Here is a 23430-nt window from a genome sequence, read left to right on the forward strand (position 1 = left end):
GCCCCGCGTGATGCGCCCAAGTCGCCTGCCCCTGTTCGATCGCCTGCGGCGCCGTGCGGAACGGCAGTATCTGGTCGTGCGCGCCTTCAACCGGCGCCGTGCGCTGAAATCCGTGGTGAACCGCACCGCCCAGATCCGCAAGGGCGACATCCTGGCCTTCGTGACCCTGCGCAACGAGCGGGTGCGGCTGCCGTGGTTCCTGGACTATTACCGCAATCTGGGCGTGAATCACTTTCTGTTCGTGAACAACGCCAGCAGCGACGGCAGCGGCAACTATCTCTCCGAACAGCCCGACGTGTCGCTGTGGTGGACCAATGCCGGCTACAAGCGGTCGCGCTTCGGCATGGACTGGATCAACCGCCTGTTGATGCGATACGGCAGCGGCCACTGGTGCCTGACGGTCGATCCGGACGAGTTCCTGATCTATCCGCATTGCGATTCGCGTCCGTTGCCGGCGCTGACCGACTGGCTGGACGCTTCGGGGCGGCGCAGCTTTCCGGCCATGCTGCTGGACATGTATCCCCGCGGTGCCATCGAGGATCACCCCTACGAGGAGGGCGCCGACCCCTTCACCATCGCGCGCTGGTTCGATCCGGCGAACTACACGATCAGCAAGAACCGCCACTACGGCAACCTGTGGATCCAGGGCGGCCCGCGCACGCGCAAGTTCTTCACCGCCGATCCGCTGTCGGGACCGGCGCTGAACAAGACGCCCCTGGTCAAGTGGCACTGGCGCTATGCCTATGTCAGCTCGACCCACATGCTGCTGCCGCGGCACCTGAATCTGGTCTATGACGAGGATGGCGGCGAGATGGCCTCGGGATGCCTGCTGCATGCCAAATTCCTCTCGACCTTCGCCGAGAAGTCGGCCGAGGAGCTGGACCGCCGTCAGCATTACGCCAACAGCAAGGAATACAAGGCCTATCACGCCGGGCTGCGCGGCGGCACCGACCTGTGGTGCAGCGAATCGCGAGAATACGACGACTGGCGGCAGCTGGAGGATCTGGGCCTGATCTCGCGGGGGAACTGGGCATGATGCGCCGCGACGTCCGTCTGGGGGTTATCCTGCTCTGTCACGACAGGCTGGACGTGGCGGCGCGGATGGCGCGCATCTGGGTCGAGGGCGGCGCCCGCGTCGCGATCCATGTCGATGCCAAGACCTCCGCGCGCGCCGTGGCGCGGCTGCAGGCCGATCTGGCCGACCTGCCGGGCGTCGTCCATTCGCGCCGCCACCCCTGCGACTGGGGGCGCTTCAGCCTGGTGCGCGCGACCCAGGATGCGGCCCGGCTGCTGCTGGACAGCCATCCCGACGTCACCCATGTCTATCTGGCCTCGGGCTCTTGTCTGCCGCTGCGCCCTGTGCGCGACCTGGCCGCGTATCTGGCGCAGGACCCCGCCTGCGACCATATCGAGAGCGTCAGCGCGCTGGATGTCGGCTGGACCGTGGGCGGGCTGAACGAGGAACGCTTCACGCTGTTCTATCCGGTGGACTGGCGCAAGCGGCGCTGGCTGTTCGACCGCCTGGTGGACTGGCAGCGGCGTCTCGGCGTCCGCCGCCGCCTGCCGCGCGGGCTGACGCCGCATCTGGGCTCGCAATGGTGGTGCCTGACCGCGGCGACGCTGCGGGCCATCCTGGACGACCCCCGCCGGGCCGAGTTCGACCGGTTCTTCCGGCTGTCCTGGATCCCGGACGAGAGCTATTTTCAGACGCTGGCGCGCCGCCACGCCGTCCGCATCGAGAGCCATTCCCTGACCCTGGCCAAGTTCGACCATGACGGGCGGCCATATCTGCTCTACGACGATCACGCCCTGATGCTGGAGGAGTCGCGCTGCTTCGTGGCGCGCAAGGTCTGGCCGCGCGCCGCGCATCTGTTGGCGCATTTTCCGCGCCCCGCGGGGGCGGTGCCTGACCCCGCCCCGCCGCAGCCGCAGCGGATCGAGCGTCTGATCAACCGCACCGTGCGCCGCCGCCTGCTGGGCCGGCCCGGCCTCTACATGCAGTCGCGCTTTCCCCGCAAGGATGCCGAGAACGGCAAGACCTCGGCCCCATACGCGGTGTTTCAGGGCTTTTCCGACATCTTCCCCGACTTCGAGCGCTGGCTGGCCGAACGTCTGGACGCGGATGTCCACGGCCACCTGCTGGGCCCCGAGACGGTCGAGTTCGCCGGCCGCCCTGCGATCGGGCCGGGGGCGATCTCCTCCAGCACGCTGATCCGCGACCGCGACCCGCAAGGCTTCCTGACCGCGCTGATCCGCATTACCACGCGCATGCAGGTCTTCCAGTTCAGCCCGCGCGACAACCAGGCCCTGAACTGGTTCATGGCCACCGATCCCAACGCCCATATCCATGTGGTGACCGGGGCGTGGATGCTGCCGCTGCTGGAATCCGACATGCCCTTCGACGACATCCGCCGCATCACCGCGCATCTGCAGCGGGCCGAGATCGCGCAGCTGGATGTGCTGAATTCGGTCTGGGTCAAGGCGCGCGTCCATGTCCATGAGCTGACCGACTTTCTGGCCCGCCCGCAGGAGATGCTGGTCCAGTCGCTGCATCACCTGCCGCTGCGCGGGGGCGCGATGGGCGACATGCCCCGGATGCGCGACCTGCACGGGCTGGCCGAGCTGCTGCGGCGGCTGCGCAATTCGGGCCTGCGCCCGCGCCTGTCGGGCGACGCCATCCCCCTGCCCGAGATCTCCCTGCCCGAAAGGACCGCCGCCGAATGACCCGCCCCTTCCGCCGCTTCGTGATCTTCGCCGAGATGCGCACCGGGTCCAACCTGCTGGAGGCGACGCTGAACGGGCTGCGCGGCATCACCTGCTTCGGCGAGGCGTTCAACCCTTACATGATGGGCTGGCCCGACAAGGACGAGCTGCAGGGCATCACCCGCCAGCAGCGCGAGGCCGACCCCATGGTTCTGCTGGACCGGCTGTTCGACAAGCCGGACCACCTGCCGGGGTTCCGCTATTTCCACGACCACGATCCGCGGGTCTTCGACGCGATCATGCACGACACCGCATGCGCCAAGATCGTGCTGACGCGCAATCCGCTGGACAGCTACGTCTCGACCCGCCTGGCGCGCGAGACGAACCAGTGGAAGCTGAACGAGACCGAGACTCCGATCCCCGCCGCCACCCGCTATGACGGCCCCGAGTTCCGCGACATGGTCGCCGCAGTCGAGCGGTTCCAGCGCCGCGTGATGCACCGCCTGCAGGTGACGGGGCAGGCGGCCTTCTGGCTGGGCTATGACGACCTGCGCGATGCGGACGTGATGACCGGGCTGGTCCACTGGCTGGGCCGCACCGACATCCCGCGCGTGGAACCGGCCAGCGACCAGGTGCCGCAGAACCCGCGCGAGCTGGCCGAGAAGGTCACCAATTTCGACGAGATGCAGCATGACCTGCACCGGCTGGACCCGTTCATGCTGCGCCGCATCCCGAACTTCGAGCCGCGCCGCGGTCCCTCGGTGCCCAGCTTCCAGGCGGTCGAGGCCGGGCGCGGGCTGATCCACATGCCGGTCCGCGGCGGTCCGGCGGGCACGCTGCGCAGCTGGATGGAGAGGCTGGGTCCGGTCAGCGGCGATTTCACCCAGACCAGCCTGCGCCAGTGGAAGCGCGCGCATCCCGGCCATCGCAGCTTTGCCGTGCTGCGCCACCCTCTGCACCGCGCCTGGACGGCGTTCCGGCAGCTGCTGTCGGAGGGCCAGCCGGAGCTGCGCCAGCTGATGCGGACCGTGCATCGCGTGGCCCTGCCGCCGGACGAGGCGCTGGCGGGGCTGACGCGGCAGGAGCAGGTCGCGCTGTTCGCGTCCTTCCTGGCCTTCCTCAGGCGCAACCTGAACGGCCAGACGACCCTGCCCACCCCCGCCGCTTGGGCCAGCCAGTCCGAGGTCATCGCGGGTTTCGCCCGCGTGGCCACCCCCGACATGCTGATCCGAGAGGATCGCCTGGCTGAGGACCTGTCGGCGCTGTGCCGCGCCGCCGGGATCGCCGATCCGGGGCTGGATCGCCTGCCGGACCCGCAGATGCCCGATTTCCTGCGCGAACCCGCGCTGCTGCAGGCCGCGCGGCAGGCCTATCTGCGCGACTACATCGCCTTCGGCTTCGAGGACGGGGGCGCGGCCTGACGGTCGCGCCCCGGCCCGATCAGCCCTTCAGCAGGGCGGCCAGTTCGGCCTGCTTCTCGCGCACCAGGGCCGCGTCGCCGTCGGATTCGACGTTCAGGCGCACCACCGGTTCGGTGTTCGACTTGCGCAGGTTGAACCGCCAGTTGCCGAAGTTCAGCGACACGCCGTCCAGATCGTCGCGGCTGTCGGCCTTGGCCTCATAGGCGTCGATCAGCCGGGCGATGGCCGCATCCGGGTCCGCGATGGTGTAGTTCGTCTCTCCGGACGACGGATAGAGGCGCATCCGCTCCTCCAGCAGCTGCGCCAGCGTCTGGCCCTTGCGGGACAGGAGCTCGATCATCAGCAGCCACGGGATCATCCCGCTGTCGCAGTAGTAGAAGTCGCGGAAATAGTGATGCGCCGACATCTCTCCGCCATAGATCGCGCCCACGTCGCGCATCTTGCGCTTGATGAAGGCGTGGCCGGTCTTGCTGACCACGGCCTCGCCGCCGGCCTCCTCGATCATGGCGCGGGTGTTCATGATGACGCGGGGGTCATGGACGATCTTCTCGCCCGGCGACTTCTCCAGGAAGGCCGCGCCCAGCAGGCCCACGATGTATTCGCCGGGGATGAAGCGGCCGGTCTCGTCGAAGAAGAAGCAGCGGTCGAAATCGCCGTCCCAGGCCACGCCCAGATCGGCGCCCTCCGCCTTCATGCGGGCGACGGTGGGGGGCTGGTTCTCGTCCAGAAGCGGGTTCGGGATGCCGTTCGGAAAGCTGCTGTCCACATCATGGTGCATGCGCACGAAGGTCAGCGGCGCGCCGCGACGCTCCAGCTCGGCGGCGATGGCGTCGAAGGTCGGGCCGGCGGTGCCGTTGCCGGCATTGACCAGGATCTTCATCGGCTTCAGCGCCGCGACATCGACGAAATCGGCCATGCGGGATGCGTATTCCGCGCGGGCATGGCTGAAATCGGTGACGCTGCCCTTGGTCGCGGGGGCGAAGCTGCCGCCGGTGGCCAGTTCCACGATGGGCGGCAGTTCGGTCGCCGGGTCCAGCGGCGCCGAGCCGCGGCCCACGATCTTCATGCCGTTGTAGTTGATCGGGTTGTGTGAGGCCGTGACCTCGATCCCGCCATCGGTGTCCTGGTTGCCGGTGTGGAAATACACCTCCTCGGTGCCCGCCAGGCCCAGGTCCAGCACGTCGGCGCCGCCATCGGTCAGCCCCTCGATCAGGGCCGCGGCCAGTTCGGGGCTGCTCTCGCGGCTGTCGCGGCCCACGACCACGCGTTTCGCGCCGCGCGCCTGCGCGAAGGCGCGGCCGATGCGATAGGCCACGTCCGCGTCCAGGTTCTTGCCCAGCTCTCCGCGCACGTCATAGGCCTTGAAGCAGGTGATCTCGCGTCTGCCGCGCTGATCGCGATTGTCCATGTCGTCCCTCCGGGTCCTGTTTGCATCAGCGCTAACAGGTTCATGCGGTTTTTCAAGGCCGTCCCGGCGCGCCGGGTTCCCTCGGACCTAGGGATCAGGTGACGGGACGCGCCCGCCGCGCTAGATTCCGCCCGGGACCAAGGAGAGACCGATGACCGCCACCGACCTGATCGCCGCCTATTACGATGCCTTCAACGCCGGGCGCACCGACGACATGCTGGCGCTCCTGCACGACGATGTCGAGCATCACGTGAACGAGGGCCAGATCCGCCACGGCCGCGCCAGGTTCGCGGAATTCAACGCCCACATGACCGAATGCTATCGGGAAAACCTGACCGACATGGTCATCATGGCCAATGATGCGGGCGACCGCGCGGCGGCGGAATTCGTGGTGAACGGCACCTATCTGAAGACCGATCCCGGCCTGCCCGAGGCCGCGGGCCAGACCTATCGCCTGCCCGCGGGTGCGTTCTTCACGCTGCGCGACGGGCGCATCGCGCGGGTCACCACCTATTACAACCTCGCCGACTGGATGGCGCAGGTCGGCGCATGAGCGTCGCGGTCCGCGTCCTGACCGGCGATGCGCTGGCCGACGCGCTGCCCGACGTGGCACGGCTGCGCATCGACGTGTTCCGCGATTGGCCCTATCTCTACGATGGCGACGCCGATTACGAACGCGACTATCTGCGCGCCTATCAGGCGCCGGGCGCGGTCGTCGTGGCGGCGATGGACGCGGACCGCATCGTGGGGGCCGCGACCGGCGCGCCGATGGCCGATCATGCCGCCGATTTCGGCGCGGCCTTCGCGGGCCGCCCCGAGGCCCTGTCCGACATCTTCTACTGCGCCGAATCGGTACTGCTGCCCGCCTATCGCGGGCGGGGGCTGGGACACGCCTTCTTCGACGCGCGCGAGGATCACGCCCGCGCTCTGGGCGCGCGCTGGTCGGCCTTCTGCAGCGTGATCCGCCCCCCGGACCACCCGATGCGGCCCGCCGATTACCGCCCGCTGGACGGCTTCTGGCGCAAGCGGGGCTATGCGCCGCTGGAGGGCGCCGTGGCGCGCTTTGCCTGGAAGGACCTGGGCCAGCCCAGTGAGACCGACAAGACCCTGCAATTCTGGATGAGACCGCTGTGAAAATCGCCTCTGCCGCCTATCCCATCGACTGGTTCGACACCTTCGACGCCTATGCCGCCAAGCTGACCCGATGGGTGGCGGAGGCCCGGGCCGACCTTCTGGTCTTTCCCGAATACGGCGCCATGGAGCTGGCCTCCTTGGGCGGGCATGCCGTGGCCGGCGATCTGGAGGCCGGCCTGCACGAGGTCGCCCGCCACTGGCCCGCCGTCCAGGCGCTGCATGCGGATCTGGCGGCGCGGCACGGCTGTCACATCCTGGGCGCCTCTGGGCCGGTGTTCCAAGACGCGCGGCCGGTGAACCGGGCGGTGCTCTACGGTCCCGACGGCATGATCGGCCATCAGGACAAGCAGATCATGACCCGCTTCGAACGCGAGCATTGGGACGTGACCGGCGCGCCGGGCCTGCGGCTCTTCGACACCGCCCTGGGCCGGATCGGGGTGCTGATCTGCTATGACAGCGAATTTCCGCTGCTGGGTCGCATCCTGGCCGAGGCGGGGGCCGAGATCCTGCTGGTGCCCAGCTGCACGGACACGGTCGCGGGCTTCAACCGGGTGCGCATCGGCTCCATGGCCCGCGCCCTGGAGAGCCAATGCGTGGTCGTGCATGCGCCCACCGTCGGCCCCTGCGCCTGGATGCCCGCGCTGGACGAGAACCGCGGCCGCGCCGCGATCTATGGCCCGCCCGATGGGTTCTGGCCCGAGACGGGCATCATCGCCGAAGGCGCGATGGACGCGCCGGGCTGGGTGCGCGCCACCGTCGATCTGGCGCGGGTGCGCGACAGCCGCCGCGACGGCGCGGTGCTGCCCCATGCGCATTGGCCGGAACAGGGGCACAGCCATCTGATTATCGCGTGATTTACGCCGAATTAACCGCTTTGCGCTTTCACTGGTGACGGAACGCGCCCTATCTTGGGGTCATGCTGCATGTCACCGACACCGTCGCCATCCAGGAATGGGAGCTTTCCGAACAGTTCACCCGGTCTCAGGGACCGGGCGGGCAGAACGTGAACAAGGTGGAGACGGCGGTGGAATTGCGGTTCGAGGCGGCACGGTCCCCGTCCATTGGCGAGGCGGTCAAGCGGCGGCTGCAGCGGCTGGCGGGTCGGCGCTGGACGCAGGAGGGCGCGATCCTGATCCTGTCGCAGGAGACCCGCAGCCAGGCCCGCAACCGCGAGCTGGCGCGCGAACGCCTGGCCGAGCTGATCCGAGAGGCGCTGACCACCCCCAAGCGGCGCATCGCCACCCGCCCGACCCTGGGCAGCCAGCGCCGGCGGCTGAAGGCCAAGACGGTGCGCGGCGAGGTCAAGGCCCTGCGCGGCCGCGTGGACGACGACGCATGAGCCTTCTGCGCCGGGTTCTGGACATGCTGCTGGGCCGGCGGCCCGCGATGATGCAGGTCGGCGCGCTGTGCCGCGACCCGCGCACCGGGGAGGTCCTGCTGGTGACCAGCCGCGACACGGGTCGGTGGGTCATCCCCAAGGGCTGGCCGATGGAGGGGCGCACCCTGCCCGGCGCCGCCGCCCAAGAGGCCTGGGAGGAGGCCGGCGTGCGCGGCCGCATCCGCCCGGCCGAGATCGGACGCTTCCACTATGACAAGAGCCACAATCAGGGCTACTCCGTGCCGATCGAGATGCGGGTCTTTCTGCTGACGGTGGACGGGCTTGCCGACGACTTTCCCGAACGCGGGCAGCGCAAGCGGCGCTGGTTCGCGCCCGAGCGTGCCGCCGCGATGGTGGCCGAGCCGGGGCTCAAGGCGATCCTGACCGGACTGGACCGCGATGTCGCATCCTGAGGCGCGCGGATGAGCCGCCACAACCGCTTTCGCGCGCTGGACAAGGATCTGGGCCGCATCGGCCAGGCGGAGGTCGCGCAAATGCATGCCTTCCGGCCCGTCTGGCGGTTGGGGCTGGGGGTGCTGGCGGTGGTCGGCGCGCTGTTGATGGGCATGGCCCTGTCGGGCGCCGCGCCGGGCCTGCTGGCCGTCGGCGCCGGGCTGGTGGTCGCGGCCTGGCTGGGCATGGCGATCGGGGCGAATGACGTCGCGAACTCGCTGGGCCCCGCGGTGGGGGCGGGCGCGGTCGGCATGGTGCCTGGGCTGGTCGTGGTCGCGCTGGCCGGGATCGCGGGGGCGGTTCTGGCGGGGGGCGCGGTGTCCGAGCGGTTGGCCAGCGGCATCGTCGAGCTGGGGCCGCTGACCTCGGGGCCTCGGGCGCCGATGACCATGGTTGCGGCCCTGATCGGGGCGGTGGTCTGGATCACGCTGGCCACCGGGATCGGCCTGCCGGTCAGCACCTCGCATTCCATCGTGGGCGGGATCGCGGGGGCGGGGGCGGTGGCCTACGGGCTGGGCGCCGTTACCTGGGGCACGCTGGCGATGATCGCGGTCGTGTGGGTCGCGACGCCCCTGGTCGCGGGCAGCCTGGCGGGCGCGCTTCTGGTGCTGCTGCGCCTGAAGGTGGTCGAGGCGCCCGACCGCATCACCGCCGCCCTGCGCTGGCTTCCGCCGCTGGTCGGGCTGATGGTGGGGCTGTTCTCGGCCTATCTCATCGTGCTGGTGGACCGGCGCATCGACCTGCCGCCGCTGGTCGCGCTGGCCCTGCTGCCGGGGGTGGCGGGCGTGATGCTGACCCGCCGCACCGTCCGGCAGGAGGCCGCGCGCCACCCCGCGCGGCCGGGCATCAAGCCGCTGCTGCGCCCCGCGCTGCTGATCGCGGTGGTCATGCTGGGCTTCGCGCATGGCGCCAACGACGTGGGCAACGTGGCGGGGCCGCTGTCGGTGGTGCTGCGTGGGCAGGGCATGGTTCCCGCGATGGGCGTGGTGCCGGTCGCGGTGCTGCTGGGGGGTGGGCTGGCCATCGCCGCGGGCACGCTGCTGTTCGGGCGCCGCCTGGTCCACATGGTCGGCAGCGGCATCACCCGGCTGAATGCGGGCCGGGCCTTCTGCGTGTCGCTGGCCACGGCGGTGACGGTGCTGGGGGCCTCGGCCCTGGGGCTGCCGGTCTCGACCACGCATGTGGCGGTGGGGGGCGTCTTCGGCGTGGGCTTCGCGCGCGAATGGCTGGACCGCCGCCGCGACCGCCGCTCGGACGCGCTGCCCGCGGCCGAGGCGCGCCGCCGCATCCTGGTCCGGCGCAGCCATGTCGTGACCATCACCGCGGCCTGGCTGGTCACGGTGCCCATCACCGGCAGCCTGGGCGCGCTGGCCTGTCTTCTGGTGCTGTGGGCCGCAGGCGTCTGAGGCGCGTTAGACGGTGACGGCCAGCGCCTGCTGCACGCCCACGCCGAAGACGCGCTTGTAGCGCTCGATCTCGGCCGCGGGGCCGGTGGCCTTGGAGGGGTTGTCCGACAGCTTGACCGTGGGTCGCCCGTCAGCCGCCACCGCCTTGCAGACCAGGCTGAAGGGCGCCAGCCCGTCCCCCGGCACCAGCCCGCGAAAGTCGTTCGTCAGCAGCGTGCCCCAACCGAAGCTGACCTTGACCCGGCCGTGGAACTGCCGGTGCAGGGCCAGGATCTTGTCCACGTCCAGCCCGTCGGAAAAGATGATCAGCTTGCCCCGCGGGTCCTCGCCGCGCGACCGCCACCAGCGGATCGCGGTCTCGGCGCCCGTGGCCGGGTCGCCGCTGTCGATGCGGATGCCGGTCCAGCCCGCCAGCCAGTCCGGCGCGCCCGCCAGGAACCCCTCCGTGCCGTAGGTGTCGGGCAGGATGATGCGCAGGTTGCCGTCATGCTCCTCGTGCCAGTCGGCCAGCACGTTGTATGGCGCGCGGCGCAGGGCCGCGTCGCCGTCGGCCAGGGCCGCGCGCACCATGGGCAGCTCATGCGCGTTGGTGCCGATCGCCTCGATGTCGCGGCGCTGCGCGATCAGGCAGTTCGACGTGCCGGTGAAGCGGTCGCCCAACCCCTCGATCATGGCCTGCACGGCCCAGTCCTGCCACAGGAAGCTGTGCCGCCGCCGCGTGCCGAAATCGGCGATGCGCAGGTCGGGCAGGGCGCGCATGGCCTGGATCTTCTCCCACAGCCGCGTCATGGCGCGGGCATAGAGGACCTGCAGCTCGAACCGGCCCATGTCCTTCAGCACCGCGCGGGACCGCAGCTCCATCAGGATCGACAGGGCCGGAATCTCCCACAGCATCACTTGGGGCCAGGGGCCCTCGAAGGTCAGCTCATATTGCCCGTCGCGCTTGTCCAGGTGATAGGCGGGCAGGCGCAGCCCCTCCAGGAACTCCATGAAATCGGGGCGGAACATCTGCCGCTTGCCATAGAAGGTGTTGCCGCGCAGCCAGGTGCTCTCTCCGCGCGTCAGCGACAGCGAGCGCACATGGTCCAGCTGCTCGCGCAGCTCGCCCTCGTCGATCAGGTCGGCCAGACGCACGTCCTTGCTGCGGTTGATCAGGCTGAAGGTGACGGTCGTGTCCGGGCTGTTCCTGAACACCGACTGGCACATCAGCAGCTTGTAGAAGTCGGTGTCGATCAGCGACCGGACGATGGGGTCGATCTTCCATTTGTGGTTGTAGACGCGCGTGGCGATGTCGGCCATGTCTGCTGGACCCCCCGTTTGAGCCTTGGTGCCTTGATCCGCGCGGCGGCGCAACCCTCAGGCCAGCACGACCCCCGCCGACCGCATCGCCGCGCGCGCCGCATCCAGGCTGCCGTCCAGGTCGATCGCGCGGCAAACGTCCTCGACCACGCGGGCGCGGAACCCCAGACGGGCGGCGTCCATCGCGCTCCACGCGACGCAGAAATCCAGCGCCAGCCCGACGAAGGTCAGGTCGGTGACGCCCCGGTCGCGCAGATAGCCCGCCAGCCCCGTGGCGGTGGTCCGGTCGTTCTCAAAGAAGGCCGAGTAGCTGTCGATGCCCGCCCGGAACCCCTTGCGCAGGATCAGGTCGGCCCGGTCCACGTCCAGGCGCGGATGGAAGGCCGCGCCCGGCGTGCCGATCACGCAATGCGCGGGCCACAGGACCTGCGGCCCGTAGGGCATCTGCGTGACCGAGAAGGGCGCGGCGCCGGGATGGTTATCGGCGAAGCTGGCATGATCGGCCGGATGCCAGTCCTGGGTCAGCACGACCGCGTCGTGGCCGGCCATCATCGCGTTCACCGCGTCGACGACCTCATCGCCCCCCGCGACGGCCAGCCGTCCGCCGGGGCAGAAATCGGTCTGCAGGTCGATCACGATCAGGGCTTGGGTCATGGCGGGCCTTGGGTCTGGCGGGGCGCGACCATTTGCGCGCCCCGTGCGGCGGGCGTCAAGACTGGTTTCGACGGCCGTTTTGCCCTATGCAAATCATGGTATTAGCAGTCCGACAGGGAACAGGGAGGTCACGTGGGCATTCAGGACGATCTGCATCACCCCGCCGCTTATGACGAGAACGAGGTGCCGACGCGATCGGCCGCGATGACCTGGGGCCTGCGCGCCCTGGGCCTGGCGGTGGCCGGGCTGGTCTGGTGGCTGCTGGGCGGGCAGGAGGGGCTGTCGCCCGACGCCCGCGTCGTGGCCACCGTCGGCACGCTGATGGCGGTGTGGTGGATGACCGAGGCGATCCCGCTGTCGGCCACCGCGCTCTTGCCCATCGTGCTGATCCCCGCCCTGACCGAGACGACCGTGGGGCAGGCGACGCAGCCCTATGCCAGCTCGATCGTGTTCCTGTTCCTGGGGGGCTTCCTCATCGCCATCGCGATGGAGAAATGGCACCTGCACATGCGCATCGCGCTGTTGACGCTGAGCCGGGTCGGAACCTCGCCGCGCCAGATCGTGCTGGGGCTGATGCTGGCCACGGGCTTTCTGTCCATGTGGGTGTCCAACACCGCGACCACGCTGATGATGCTGCCCATCGCCATGTCCGTCCTGGCCCTGGTGATCGAGCGCAGCTCGGACGAGAGCGCGTCGCGCGCCGCCGAGGCGATGGAGGCCGGCGGCACCATCGCCGACAGCGTCAGGGACCCGCAGGTGCGCGCCTTCGGCGTCTGCCTGGTGCTGTCCATCGCGTGGGCGGCGTCCATGGGCGGTCTGGGCACGCTTCTGGGCAGCCCGCCCAATGCCATCGTCGCGGGCTATGCCTCGGACGAGCTGGGGCGCAACATCGGCTTTCTGGAATGGATGATGCTGGGCACGCCGATGGCCTTCGGCTTCATCCTGATCGCGTGGGTCCTGATGACGCGCTGGCTCTACCGCTTCGATCTGCCCGAGATTCCGGGCGGCCGGCAGATGATCGACGACCAGCTGCGCGACCTGGGCCCGCTGAGCCAGGGCGAGAAGATGGTCCTGGCGGTCTTCTGCACCGCGGCCTTCCTGTGGATCGTGCCGGGCCTGCTGACCTCGATCCCCGCGATCGAGGCCGCAGCACCCTGGCTGGGCAACCTGGACGACACGGCCATCGCGATCGGCGCGGGCCTGGCGATGTTCCTGCTGCCCGCGAAGGGGCGCGGGACGATGGTGCTGGACTGGAAGGATGCCGAACAGGGCCTGCCCTGGGGCGTGCTGCTGTTGTTCGGGGGCGGCCTGTCGCTGGCTTCGGCGGTGGCGTCCTCGGGGCTGGACAGCTGGTTCGGCCAGCAGGTCACGGGTCTGGGCACGCTGCCGACGATCCTGCTGGTCGCGGCGGTGGTCACGATCATCCTGTTCCTGACCGAGATCACCTCGAACACCGCGACGGCGGCGACCTTCATCCCGATCCTGGGCGGGGTGGCCATCGGAATCGGCGCCGACGCGATGACGCTGCTGATCCCGGCGGCGCTGGCGGCGACCTGCGCCTTCATGCTGCCGGTGGGCACACCGCCCAACGCCATCGTCTTCGGCACGGGCAAGGTGACCATCGCGCAGATGGCGCGGGGCGGCTTCGTGCTGAACATGGTGGGCATCCTGCTGATCACGGCCCTGACCTATCTCTTGGGCGGCATCGCCCTGGGTCTGGAGTTCTGATCTTGCGCCAGGGGGCGTGGCCGCGATAAGGCCACGCCCATGCTTACAGTCGCCGCACTCTATCACTTCGCCCGCTTGGCCGACCCGGCGGGCCGGCAGGGACCGCTGCTGGACCTGTGCCGCGCAGAGGGCCTCTGCGGCACGCTGCTGCTGGCGCCCGAGGGGGTGAACGGCACCATCGCGGGTCCGCGCGCGGGCATCCTGGCGGTGCTGGACCATATCCGCGCCTGGCCCGGCTTCGCGGCTCTGGATTGGAAGGAGAGCGCGGCCGACGCGCCGCCCTTCGGCCGCATGAAGGTCCGGCTCAAGGCCGAGATCGTGACCATGGGCCAGCCCGACATGGACCCTGCCACCACCACCGGCCATTACGTCGCGCCGCGCGACTGGAACGCGCTGATCGCCGCCCCCGACGTGGCCGTGATCGACACGCGCAACGATTACGAGGTCCAGATCGGCACCTTCCGCGGCGCCATCGACCCCGGCACCCGCAGTTTCCGTGACTTTCCCGCCTGGTGGCAGGAGAACGCGCACCGGTTCCGGGGCAAGCGCATCGCCATGTTCTGCACCGGCGGCATCCGCTGTGAGAAATCGACCAACTACCTGATCGCGCAGGGCGTGGACCAGGTCTATCACCTGCAGGGCGGCATCCTGAAATACCTGGAGGAGGTCCCCGAGGCCGACAGCGCCTGGCAGGGTGAATGCTTCGTCTTCGATCAGCGGGTCAGCCTGACGCATGGGCTGGCGCAGGGGCGGCACGGAATGTGCCATGCCTGCCGCCGCCCCCTGGCCCCCGAGGATCGCGACCGCCCGGAATTCGAGGAGGGCGTCAGCTGCCACCGCTGCGCGGACGAATATTCCGACGCCGACCGCGCCCGGTTCCGCGACCGCCAGAGGCAGTTCGACCGGGCGACCTGAGGCGTCAGCCCTGCGTGCCGACCCCGCCCGCGGCGATGGCGGCCATGTTCAGGATGTCGCTGACGGTCGAGTTCGTCGAACAGATCTGGATCGGGCGCGGCACGCCGGTCAGGATCGGGCCGATGACGGTCGCGCCCGCCATCTCCTGCATCAGCTTGACCGAGATCGAGGCCGAATGCCGCGCCGGCACGACCAGGACATTCGCGGGCGCGGTCAGGCGGCTGAAGGGATAGCGCGCGGCCGCGTCCATGTTCAGCGCCACGTCCACGGTCATCTCGCCCTCGTATTCGAAATCGGCGCCGCGGCGGTCCAGGACGCGGGCGGCCTCGGCCATCTTGATGGCGCGTTCGCTGACCGGATAGCCGAAGTTCGAGAAGGACAGGAAGGCCACGCGCGGCTCCAGCCCCAGGTTGCGGGCGACGGCGGCGCCGCGGGTGGCGATGTCGGCCAAGTCCTCGGGTTCGGGCCATTCATGGACCAGCGTGTCGCCGATCAGCACGATGCGCCCGCGATGCAGCACGGCGGTGATGCCCACCGCCCCGTCCTGCGGGCGCACGTCGAAGACCTGCCCGATCTGCGCCAGCACGGGCGCGTTCTTGCGCGTGGCCCCGGTCACCAACCCGTCGCCATGCCCATGCGCCAGCATCAGCGCCGCAAAGACATGCCGGTCGCGGTTGGCCAGCTTGAACGCGTCCTCGCGGTCGACGCCCTTGCGCTGCAGGCGCTGGTACAGGAAGTCGTGATAGCTGTCCAAATGCCGGGTGTTGGCGGCGTTCACGACGCTGATCTCGCGGAAGGCCTCGCCCATGCCCAGGGCCTCCAGCTCGGCCTTGACCTCGGCCTCGCGGCCCACGACCAGGGACTGGCCCATGCCGGTGCGCTGCCAGGCGACGGCGGCGCGCAGCACGCGCGGATCGTCGCCCTCGGCAAAGATCATCCGGGCTTGGGCCTGGCGCGCGCGGGCATGGATGCCCTGCAGGATCGCGGCCGTGGGGTCCATCCGGTTCTTCAGCGTCTGGACATAGCCCTCCATGTCGATGATCGGGCGCCGCGCGACGCCCGTGTCCATCCCGGCCTTCGCCACGGCGGGCGGGATCACGTGGATCAGCCGCGGGTCGAAGGGCGTCGGGATGATGTAGTCGCGCCCGAACTGCAGCTTGCGGCCATAGGCGACGGCGACCTCGTCGGGCACATCCTCGCGCGCCAGGCGGGCCAGGGCCTCGGCGCAGGCGATCTTCATCTCGTCGTTGATGGCGCGGGCGTGGATGTCCAGCGCGCCGCGGAACAGGTAGGGAAAGCCCAGGACGTTGTTCACCTGGTTCGGATAATCGCTGCGGCCCGTGGCCACGATCGCGTCGGGGCGCACGGCATGGGCGTCCTCGGGCGTGATCTCGGGGTCGGGATTCGCCATGGCGAAGATCACCGGGTTGTCGGCCATGGAGGCGACCATGTCCTGGGTCACCGCCCCCTTGGCGCTGACGCCCAGGAAGACGTCGGCGCCCTTCATCGCCTCCTCCAGCGTGCGGGCGGTGGTCACCACCGCATGGGCCGATTTCCACTGGTTCATGCCCTCGGTGCGGCCCTGATAGATGACGCCCTTGGTGTCGCACATGATGCAGTTCTCGTGCCGCGCACCCATCGACTTCAGCAGTTCCAGGCAGGCGATGCCCGCAGCCCCCGCGCCGTTCAGGACGATGTGCACATCCTCGATCTTCTTGCCCGACAGCTCCAGCGCGTTCAGCAGGCCCGCGGCGCAGATGACGGCGGTGCCGTGCTGGTCGTCATGGAAGACCGGAATGTCCATCAGCTCCTTCAGGCGCTGTTCGATGATGAAGCATTCCGGCGCCTTGATGTCCTCCAGGTTGATGCCCCCGAAGGTCGGGCCCATCAGCTTGACGGCGTTGATGAATTCGTCCGCGTCCTCGGTGTCCAGCTCCAGGTCAATGGCGTTCACGTCGGCGAAGCGCTTGAACAGCACCGCCTTGCCCTCCATCACGGGCTTCGAGGCCAAGGCACCCAGATTGCCCATCCCCAGGATCGCCGTCCCGTTCGAGATCACCGCGACCATGTTGCCCTTAGTGGTATAATCGTAGGCCGTCTCGGGACGGTCGGCTATGGCCTGGACCGGCACCGCGACGCCCGGCGAATAGGCCAGCGACAGGTCGCGCTGCGTGGTCATGGGTGTGGAGGGCGTGATGTCGTATTTGCCCGGACGCGGCTCCAGGTGATAGGCCAGCGCCTCTTCGGGGGTGATGCGGCTGCGGCTGGTCTTGTCGGTCATGATGTCCCCCGAAGATGATGCTGGGGACTGCTTAACGGCTTGGCCGGATCGCATCAACGCGCATGCGGTCCGGCTTGCGCTAACAGGGGCGGGTCAGATGCTGACCTTGACGAAACTGTCGCGCAGCGCCGCCGACCAGGCCGCGCTCATCTGCATGAAGTCCGGATCGCCGTCCAAGATGCGGCGGCGCGTGGTGACCGCACAGGCATCGGCGCCGATCACCGCCAGGTCCAGCGGCATCCCCACCGACAGGTTCGACCGCAGCGTCGAATCCATCGATAGCAGCACGGCCTTCTGCGCGTCGGCCAGGCTGGTCGCGGGGGTGACCACCCGGTCCAGGATCGGCTTGCCGTATTTATGCTCTCCGATCTGCAGGAAGGGCGTGTCCTCGGTCGCCTCGATGAAGTTGCCTTCGGGATAGATTAGGAACAGGCGCATGTCGCCGCCCTTCCTCTGTCCCGCGACGATCATGCTGGCGGACGCCTGCTGCTTGAGGTCGCGGCACTGTTCGGCGATCTCGCGCCGGGTGCGGCACAGCGTGTCGCCGATGATGGTCGCCACGCGCAGCATGGTGGGCGCCTTGAGGATCGAGGTCGTCTCGTCGGCCAGCTCGTCCTCGATCGCCTCGGCCAGGCGCGCCAGCGTGGTCTGGGTCACCGACAGCGACCCGGCGGTCATGATCGCGATGACCCGCTCGCCCGGCTCCTCGAAGAAGAACATCTTGCGATAGCACGAGATGTTGTCCAGCCCCGCATTGGTGCGCGTGTCCGACAGGAGCACCAGCCCCGCATCCAGCTTCAGTCCGACGCAATAGGTCACCGGCAGATCTTCCCCGTTCCTGTCCGGCAGGCAGACTAGGACCGGGTGCGGCGGGCTGCAACGGCGCTTTTGCGGCAGGCGCTCAGGTCTGCCCATCCGGGTGGCAAGGGCCTGCCTGTCATGAAACTTTGGGTCGCCTTTCCGCGCCGCCTGTCCCATCGTGCATGTTCCAACAGCCGAGGACGACGACCATGACCCATCCCCTTGCCCTGACCCGCCGCGGCTTTCTGGCCTCCGGCGTGGCCGGACTGACGCTGGCGGCGCTGCACCCCTTCTCGGCGCGGGCCGCCGCGGGACAGGCGCATCTGCGGATCATGGAGACGACCGACCTGCATGTGCATGTCTGGCCCTACGACTATTACGCCGACCGGGCGATGGACACGGCGGGCCTCGCGCGCACCGCGGCCCTGGTCCAGGCCGTGCGCGCCGAGGCCACGAACACGCTGCTGCTGGACAACGGCGATTTCCTGCAGGGCAACCCGATGGGCGATTTCATCGCCTATGAGCGCGGCATGCCCGAGGGGGCCAGCCATCCGGTGATCCAGGCGATGAACGCCCTGGGCTATGACGGGGGCACCCTGGGCAATCACGAGTTCAACTATGGGCTGGAGTTCCTGCAGGCCAGCCTGGCGGGGGCGGGCCATCCGCTGGTCTGCGCCAATGTCGTGACCACCGAGGGTCAGCCGCTGGTGCCGCCCTATGCCATGCTGGAGCGGCAGATCACCGACGGCGCGGGCGCGGTCCACCCGATCCGCATCGGCATCATCGGCTTCGTGCCACCTCAGATCATGCAGTGGGACCGCGCGCATCTGGAGGGCCGGGTGGAGGCCCGCGACATGGTCGATGCGGCCCGCGAATGGCTGCCCAAGCTGCGCGCGGAGGGGGTCGATCTGGTCGTGGCGCTGGCCCATTGCGGCATCGGTCCCGTCGCGGCCGAACCGGGCATGGAGAACGCGGCCCTGCCGCTGGCGGCGCTGGAGGGGATCGACGTGATCCTGACCGGCCATTCCCACCAAGTCTTTCCCGGCCCCGACTTCGAGGGGGTCGAGGGCGTCGACATCGCCGCCGGCACCATCGGCGGCAAGCCCGGCGTAATGGCGGGGTTCTGGGGTTCTCACATGGGCCTTGTCGATCTGCTGCTGGAACGCGACGGCGAGGGCTGGCGCGTCGCGCGCCACAGCGTCGAGGCCCGCCCCATCTTCGAGCGCGACGCCGAGGATGAGGTCGTCCCCCTGGTCGCCAGCGTCGCCGCCATCGAGGAGGCCACCGCCGCCGAGCATCAGCAGACGCTGGACTATGTCCGCCGCCCGGTCGGACAGACCACCGCGCCGCTCTACAGCTATTTCGCGATGGTGGCGGACGACCCGTCCGTGCAGGTCGTGTCCAACGCGCAATCCTGGTACATCCGGCAGATGCTGGCCGGGACCCCGCATGAGGGCCTGCCGATCCTGTCGGCGGCGGCGCCCTTCAAGGCGGGCGGCCGCGGGGGGCCGGACTATTACACCGACGTGCCGGCGGGCGACATCGCGATCCGCAACGTGGCGGATCTGTATCTCTATCCCAACACCATCCGCGCGGTGCGGATCACCGGCCGGCAGGTCAAGGACTGGCTGGAGCGCAGCGCCGGGGCCTTCAACCGGATCGACCCCGAGGGAACCGACCAGATGCTGCTGAACCCAGACTTCCGCAGCTACAATTTCGACGTGATGGACGGGGTCCGCTACCGGATCGACCTGTCCCAGCCCTCGCGCTTCGACGCGGAGGGCGTGCTGGTCGATCCGGAGGCCAACCGCATCGTGGACCTGACCTTCGACGGCCAGCCCGTCGACCCCGCGGCCGAGTTCATCGTCGCCACCAACAACTATCGCGCCACCGGCGGCGGCAGCTTTCCGGGCGCGGACGGATCGACCATCGTCTTCGAGGGGCCGGACACCAACCGCGACGTGATCGTGCGCCACATCGTCGATCAGGGCACCATCGACCCGGCGGCGGACGGCAACTGGTCCTTTGCCGCGCTGCCGGGGGCGACGGTGCTGTTCGACAGCGGTCCGGGGGCCGAGGCCTATCTGGAGGCGGTCCGGGGGCTGGCGATCGAGGCCGCCGGGCCTGCGCCCGACGGCTTCGTGCGGTTCCGCATCACGCTCTAGGGGCCGCGCCCCTCAGGACAGGTGATGCACCGGCTGGAGGCCGTGGACGGGGGTGTCGATCCCCTCGGCCCGCGCCTTCAGCTGCAGCGCCAGATACAGCGAATAATGCCGCGACTGGTGCAGGTTGCCGCCGTGGAACCACAGGCCGGGCTGCTGGGTGGGCTTCCACATGTTGCGCTGCTCGCCCTCCCACGGACCGGGGTCCTTGGTGGTGCCCGATCCCAGGCCCCAGACCTTGCCCACCCTGTCGGCCACGTCCTGGCCGATCAGGTCCGCCGCCCATCCGTTCATCGACCCGTATCCGGTCGCATAGACGATCAGGTCGGCAGGCAGCTCCTCTCCGCTGTCCAGCAGCACGCCGTTCTCGGTGATCCGGGCCAGCTGGCCGTGGGCCAGCTTGACATGGCCGTCGATGATCAGCTGGCTGGCGCCCACGTCGATGTAGTATCCCGACCCGCGGCGCAGGTACTTCATGAACAGGCCGCTGTCATCGTCGCCGAAATCCAGCTTGAACCCCGCCTTTTCCAGCCCCGCATAGAAGTCGGCGTCGCGTTCGCGGATCTGGTCGTAGAGCGGGATCTGCCACTGGTGCATGATCCGGTAGGGCAGCGAGGCAAAGATCAAGTCGGCCTTTTCGGTCGTCATGCCGCCCGCGACGGCCTCCTCGGAATAGAGCGCGCCCAGACCGATCTCCATCAGGCTGTCGGATTTGACGATATGGGTCGAGGAGCGCTGGATCATCGTGACATCGGCGTCATGTTCCCAGAGCGCCGCCGCGATGTCATGGGCCGAGTTGTTCGACCCCACGATGACGACCTTCTTGCCCGCATAAGCGTCCGGGCCGGGATGCTTGGACGAATGGTGCTGTTCGCCCTTGAAGCGGTCCATGCCGGGGAAATCGGGCACGTTCGGCTTGCCCGACATGCCGGTGGCCAGGACCAGCTCCTTGGGGTGCAGGGTCACCTCCTCGCCGTCGCGGTCGATCACCACCGTCCATTCGCCCTTGGTCTCGTCATAGCGGGCCGATTGGCAGGTGCTGCGGGTCCAGTAGTTCAGCTCCATCACCCGTGTGTACATCTCCAGCCAGTCGCCGATCTTGTCCTTGGGGGCAAAGACGGGCCAGGTGTCGGGGAATTTCATGTAGGGCAGATGGTCGTACCAGACCGGGTCGTGCAGGCACAGCGACTTGTAGCGACGCCGCCAGCTGTCGCCGGGCCGCTCGTTCGTGTCGATGATGATCGCGGGCACCCCCAGATGCCGCAGCCGCGCGCCAAGCGCGATGCCGCCCTGCCCGCCGCCGATGATCAGCGTGTGGGGCTGGCGCGAATATCCCAGCTCGGCCGCCTCGGCCTCGCGCTCCTCGCGCCAGCTGGGGCGGTTCTTGCCGGCGCCGTGCTTGGCGCCCATCGGGCGGGACGGGCCCTTGGCCTCCTCATGGCCCTTCAGTTCCTGCAGGGCGGTCAGCAGCGTCCAGATGCGCCCGTCGCGCAGCCGCACCAGGCCGTATCCGCGCCCGACCTTCGTCTCGAAGGTGAACCAGGCGGTGGTGACGCCGTCCTCCTCTCCGACCGGCTCGGCCGGGTCGACCTGCCAGCCGTCGGGCCGGATATGGCCCAGCTGCGCCCGCAGCATCTCGGCCACCTGGTCCGGCCCCTCCATGGTGCGGATGTTCCAGGTGAAGCTGACCAGATCGCGCCAATGGCAATCGGTGGTGAACAGCGCGGTCGCGCGCGCGATGTCCTCGGCGCGCAGCGCCTGGCCCAGGTCGTCCAGCACCGCCTGCGCGCGCCGTTCCGCCGTCATGTCCAGCATGGGGTGTCCTCCCTCTGTCTCCCTGCGGTCAGGGTGGCGCGCGACGGGCGCCCGGCACAGGAAAAACACCCGCCGCATCGCGGCAATCGCGCGCCGCGCCGCGGCACCGTTGCGCGCGCAACCTCAGCGCAACGCGCGCAACCGCCGCAGCACGGTGGAGCGGTTGACCCCCAGCCTGCGCGCGGCCAGCGCCATGTTGCCCCCGCAGGCGGCCAGCACCTGGTGCAGGTCGTCGCCGGGCGCGGGCTCGGGCGCCGGGGCCAGCAGCGGCCGGGGCAGGTCGTCGCTGTCGATCACCCCGCCCCCGGCCAGCAGGGCCGCCGCCTGCAGGGTCGCGGCCATCTCGCGCAGGTTGCCCGGCCAGATGCGCGCCTTGAGGTCGGCCCGCGCCCGCGCCGACAGCCGCAGCCCGTCGGCGGAGGCCGCCCGCAGCAGCCGGTCCAGCAGCCAGTCCAGGTCCTGGCGCAGATGCAGGGGCGGCAGGTCCAGCGCCGCCCCCGCGATGCGGAAGAACAGGTCCGCCCGGAACCGCCCCTCGCGCACCCGCGCGCCCAGATCGCAGCGCGTCGTGGCGATGACCCGCAGCGTGCAGCCCGCCAGCGAACCCAAGAGCAGCGCCTGCGCGGCGGGGTCCAGATCCTCGACCCCTTTCAGGAACAGCGTGCCGCGCCCGTCGCCCGGTATTGGCAGGGGCAGGGGCTGCGACCGGGCGGCGGCGCAGTCCACGACATGGAACGGCGCGGCATCGCTGCGGCACATGTGGATCGCGCGGGCCAGCCGCTCCTTGCCGGTGCCGGTCTCTCCGCGGATCAGCAGGGGCAGGGCGCCCGCTGCCAGCCGCGCGGCACGGCCCAGCAGGGCCTGCATCGCGGGGTCGGGACCGGCCAGGCTGGACAGCCCGCCGGGCAGCAGCGGCTGGCCCCGCGGGGCGCGGCTGGCCTGCGGGGCGATGGCGTGACCGTAGAGCGCGCGCCCGTCGCGCAGGCGGATCACCCGGTCCTCGGTCGGGCGGCCGCGCATCAGGTCGGGCAGGTCGTCCACCGACAGCTCGGCCACCTGGTCCAGCCTGCGCCCCAGCAGCGGCGCGTCGGGCGACAGCGCGGCCTGCGCCGCATGGGTCAGGCCGATGATGCGCCCCGCCCCGTCCAGCGCGATGGCGGCCTCGGGGTCGACCTCCAGGAATTCCGGGCTGGAGGACAGGCGCAGCACCCAATCGCTGCGCGTCATCGCCATCAGGTTCGCCATTTCGACCCGCCGGGCAGAGGTGCGCACCAGCCCCATCGCCAGGTTCTGGCTGGCCTTGGGCTGCGGAGAGCGCAGCAGCGACAGGTCCAGCACCGCGGCCAGCTGCCCCGACGTGTCGAAGATGGGCGCGGCGGTGCAGGACAAAGGCGTGTGGTGCAGGTCGAAATGGTCGCCCTGGTGGATCGTGACCGCCTGGCCGGTATAGATGCAGGCCCCCACTCCGCAGGTCCCGGCCAGCGATTCGGACCAGTCCGCGCCCAGATAGAGGCCCGCCGCGCGCAGCTCCGCCTGGAACCGCCCGTCGCCGAAGAAGTCCACGGTGACGCCCTTGGCATCGGCCAACAGCAGGACATAGTTCTGCCCCGCCACCTGCCGGAATAGCGCGCCCAGGCCCGACCGGGCGATGGCGATCAGGCGTTCGGACTGTTCGCGATGGCTGCGCAGCTCGGTCTCGGTGACGATATGGGCCGGAGAGGGGCGGGCGGGGTCCAGCCCGTAATGCTCGATGCAGCGCCGCCAGCTGGCCTGCACCACGCTGTCGCGGCCGCTGGCATGACCCTGCAGCACGCGGTCGATCTCCTGCACGTGGTCGGTGTCGCGCATGGCCCCCTCACTGCCTTGCGAAGC

General features: G+C 69.6%; 19 protein-coding genes. 12 read left to right on the forward strand and 7 right to left on the reverse strand.

Going from position 1 to position 23430, the window contains the following annotated elements:
* The first annotated feature begins 10 nt into the window (after positions 1 to 10).
* The 3 genes from AC2SGK_RS11730 to AC2SGK_RS11740 are packed head-to-tail and all read left to right on the forward strand — an operon-like array spanning position 11 to position 4124.
* Positions 11 to 1036 (forward strand): glycosyltransferase family 2 protein, encoded by a 1026-nt coding sequence (locus AC2SGK_RS11730; RefSeq protein ID WP_488323710.1) that lies wholly within the window; start codon positions 11 to 13, stop codon positions 1034 to 1036.
* Positions 1033 to 2724 carry a DUF5927 domain-containing protein gene (locus AC2SGK_RS11735; RefSeq protein WP_488323711.1) on the forward strand — a complete coding sequence of 564 codons (1692 nt, stop codon included), beginning with the start codon at positions 1033 to 1035 and terminating at the stop codon, positions 2722 to 2724. Before AC2SGK_RS11730 ends, AC2SGK_RS11735 begins: the two co-directional genes overlap by 4 nt.
* Positions 2721 to 4124: a hypothetical protein gene (locus AC2SGK_RS11740; protein ID WP_488323712.1), complete on the forward strand. Its 1404-nt coding sequence runs from the start codon at positions 2721 to 2723 to the stop codon at positions 4122 to 4124. The genes AC2SGK_RS11735 and AC2SGK_RS11740 overlap by 4 nt, the downstream gene beginning before the upstream one ends.
* Positions 4125 to 4143: 19 nt before the next feature.
* On the opposite strand, the gene AC2SGK_RS11745 is transcribed toward AC2SGK_RS11740, so the two are convergent.
* Complete coding sequence (locus AC2SGK_RS11745) at positions 4144 to 5532, reverse strand: phosphohexomutase domain-containing protein (protein WP_488323713.1); 1389 nt, start codon at positions 5530 to 5532, stop codon at positions 4144 to 4146.
* Positions 5533 to 5683: 151 nt separating this feature from the next.
* Here AC2SGK_RS11745 and AC2SGK_RS11750 point away from each other — a divergent pair, with 151 nt between their 5' ends.
* From AC2SGK_RS11750 to AC2SGK_RS11775, 6 genes are all read left to right on the forward strand, one after another.
* On the forward strand, positions 5684 to 6085 hold the full coding sequence (locus AC2SGK_RS11750; protein ID WP_411838150.1) for a ketosteroid isomerase-related protein: 402 nt from the start codon (positions 5684 to 5686) through the stop codon (positions 6083 to 6085).
* Positions 6082 to 6666 (forward strand): GNAT family N-acetyltransferase, encoded by a 585-nt coding sequence (locus AC2SGK_RS11755; protein ID WP_488323714.1) that lies wholly within the window; start codon positions 6082 to 6084, stop codon positions 6664 to 6666. Before AC2SGK_RS11750 ends, AC2SGK_RS11755 begins: the two co-directional genes overlap by 4 nt.
* Entirely contained in the window at positions 6663 to 7520 is an 858-nt protein-coding gene (locus AC2SGK_RS11760; protein WP_488323715.1) for a carbon-nitrogen hydrolase family protein, read from the forward strand. Before AC2SGK_RS11755 ends, AC2SGK_RS11760 begins: the two co-directional genes overlap by 4 nt.
* Before the next feature lie 62 nt (positions 7521 to 7582).
* Positions 7583 to 8005 carry an alternative ribosome rescue aminoacyl-tRNA hydrolase ArfB gene (gene arfB / locus AC2SGK_RS11765; protein WP_488323716.1) on the forward strand — a complete coding sequence of 141 codons (423 nt, stop codon included), beginning with the start codon at positions 7583 to 7585 and terminating at the stop codon, positions 8003 to 8005.
* Complete coding sequence (locus AC2SGK_RS11770) at positions 8002 to 8457, forward strand: NUDIX hydrolase (RefSeq protein WP_488323717.1); 456 nt, start codon at positions 8002 to 8004, stop codon at positions 8455 to 8457. Before arfB ends, AC2SGK_RS11770 begins: the two co-directional genes overlap by 4 nt.
* 9 nt (positions 8458 to 8466) lie before the next feature.
* Positions 8467 to 9903 (forward strand): inorganic phosphate transporter, encoded by a 1437-nt coding sequence (locus AC2SGK_RS11775; protein WP_488323718.1) that lies wholly within the window; start codon positions 8467 to 8469, stop codon positions 9901 to 9903.
* A gap of 6 nt (positions 9904 to 9909) precedes the next feature.
* Here AC2SGK_RS11775 and pncB read toward each other — a convergent pair whose 3' ends face one another.
* Both pncB and pncA read right to left on the reverse strand, forming a co-directional pair.
* The gene (gene pncB / locus AC2SGK_RS11780) at positions 9910 to 11202 is read right to left on the reverse strand and encodes a nicotinate phosphoribosyltransferase (protein ID WP_488323719.1); all 1293 of its coding nucleotides are present in this window, start codon (positions 11200 to 11202) and stop codon (positions 9910 to 9912) included.
* 57 nt (positions 11203 to 11259) lie between these two features.
* On the reverse strand, positions 11260 to 11856 hold the full coding sequence (gene pncA / locus AC2SGK_RS11785; RefSeq protein WP_488323720.1) for a bifunctional nicotinamidase/pyrazinamidase: 597 nt from the start codon (positions 11854 to 11856) through the stop codon (positions 11260 to 11262).
* Between the two features lie 132 nt (positions 11857 to 11988).
* Here pncA and AC2SGK_RS11790 point away from each other — a divergent pair, with 132 nt between their 5' ends.
* Positions 11989 to 13584 carry an SLC13 family permease gene (locus AC2SGK_RS11790; RefSeq protein WP_488323721.1) on the forward strand — a complete coding sequence of 532 codons (1596 nt, stop codon included), beginning with the start codon at positions 11989 to 11991 and terminating at the stop codon, positions 13582 to 13584.
* A 39-nt stretch (positions 13585 to 13623) separates the two neighbouring features.
* Positions 13624 to 14499: an oxygen-dependent tRNA uridine(34) hydroxylase TrhO gene (gene trhO, locus AC2SGK_RS11795; protein WP_488323722.1), complete on the forward strand. Its 876-nt coding sequence runs from the start codon at positions 13624 to 13626 to the stop codon at positions 14497 to 14499.
* Between the two features lie 4 nt (positions 14500 to 14503).
* Here trhO and AC2SGK_RS11800 read toward each other — a convergent pair whose 3' ends face one another.
* Both AC2SGK_RS11800 and AC2SGK_RS11805 read right to left on the reverse strand, forming a co-directional pair.
* A complete protein-coding gene (locus AC2SGK_RS11800) occupies positions 14504 to 16780 on the reverse strand; it encodes an NADP-dependent malic enzyme (protein WP_488323723.1) in 2277 nt (758 codons plus the stop codon).
* A gap of 93 nt (positions 16781 to 16873) precedes the next feature.
* Positions 16874 to 17599, reverse strand: a complete 726-nt coding sequence (locus tag AC2SGK_RS11805; protein ID WP_488323724.1) for a proteasome-type protease — start codon at positions 17597 to 17599, stop codon at positions 16874 to 16876.
* 191 nt (positions 17600 to 17790) lie between these two features.
* Between AC2SGK_RS11805 and AC2SGK_RS11810 the strand changes: the two genes are divergently transcribed.
* A complete protein-coding gene (locus AC2SGK_RS11810; RefSeq protein ID WP_488323725.1) occupies positions 17791 to 19746 on the forward strand; it encodes a bifunctional 2',3'-cyclic-nucleotide 2'-phosphodiesterase/3'-nucleotidase in 1956 nt (651 codons plus the stop codon).
* 12 nt (positions 19747 to 19758) lie between these two features.
* Here the strand turns inward: AC2SGK_RS11810 and AC2SGK_RS11815 are convergent, their stop codons facing one another.
* Both AC2SGK_RS11815 and AC2SGK_RS11820 read right to left on the reverse strand, forming a co-directional pair.
* A complete protein-coding gene (locus tag AC2SGK_RS11815; RefSeq protein ID WP_488323726.1) occupies positions 19759 to 21558 on the reverse strand; it encodes an NAD(P)-binding domain-containing protein in 1800 nt (599 codons plus the stop codon).
* Between the two features lie 123 nt (positions 21559 to 21681).
* On the reverse strand, positions 21682 to 23406 hold the full coding sequence (locus tag AC2SGK_RS11820; protein WP_488323727.1) for a sigma-54-dependent Fis family transcriptional regulator: 1725 nt from the start codon (positions 23404 to 23406) through the stop codon (positions 21682 to 21684).
* Between the last annotated feature and the right edge of the window lie 24 nt (positions 23407 to 23430).

This window comes from Paracoccus sp. NIOT.M2S5SZ12 (assembly GCF_057748165.1).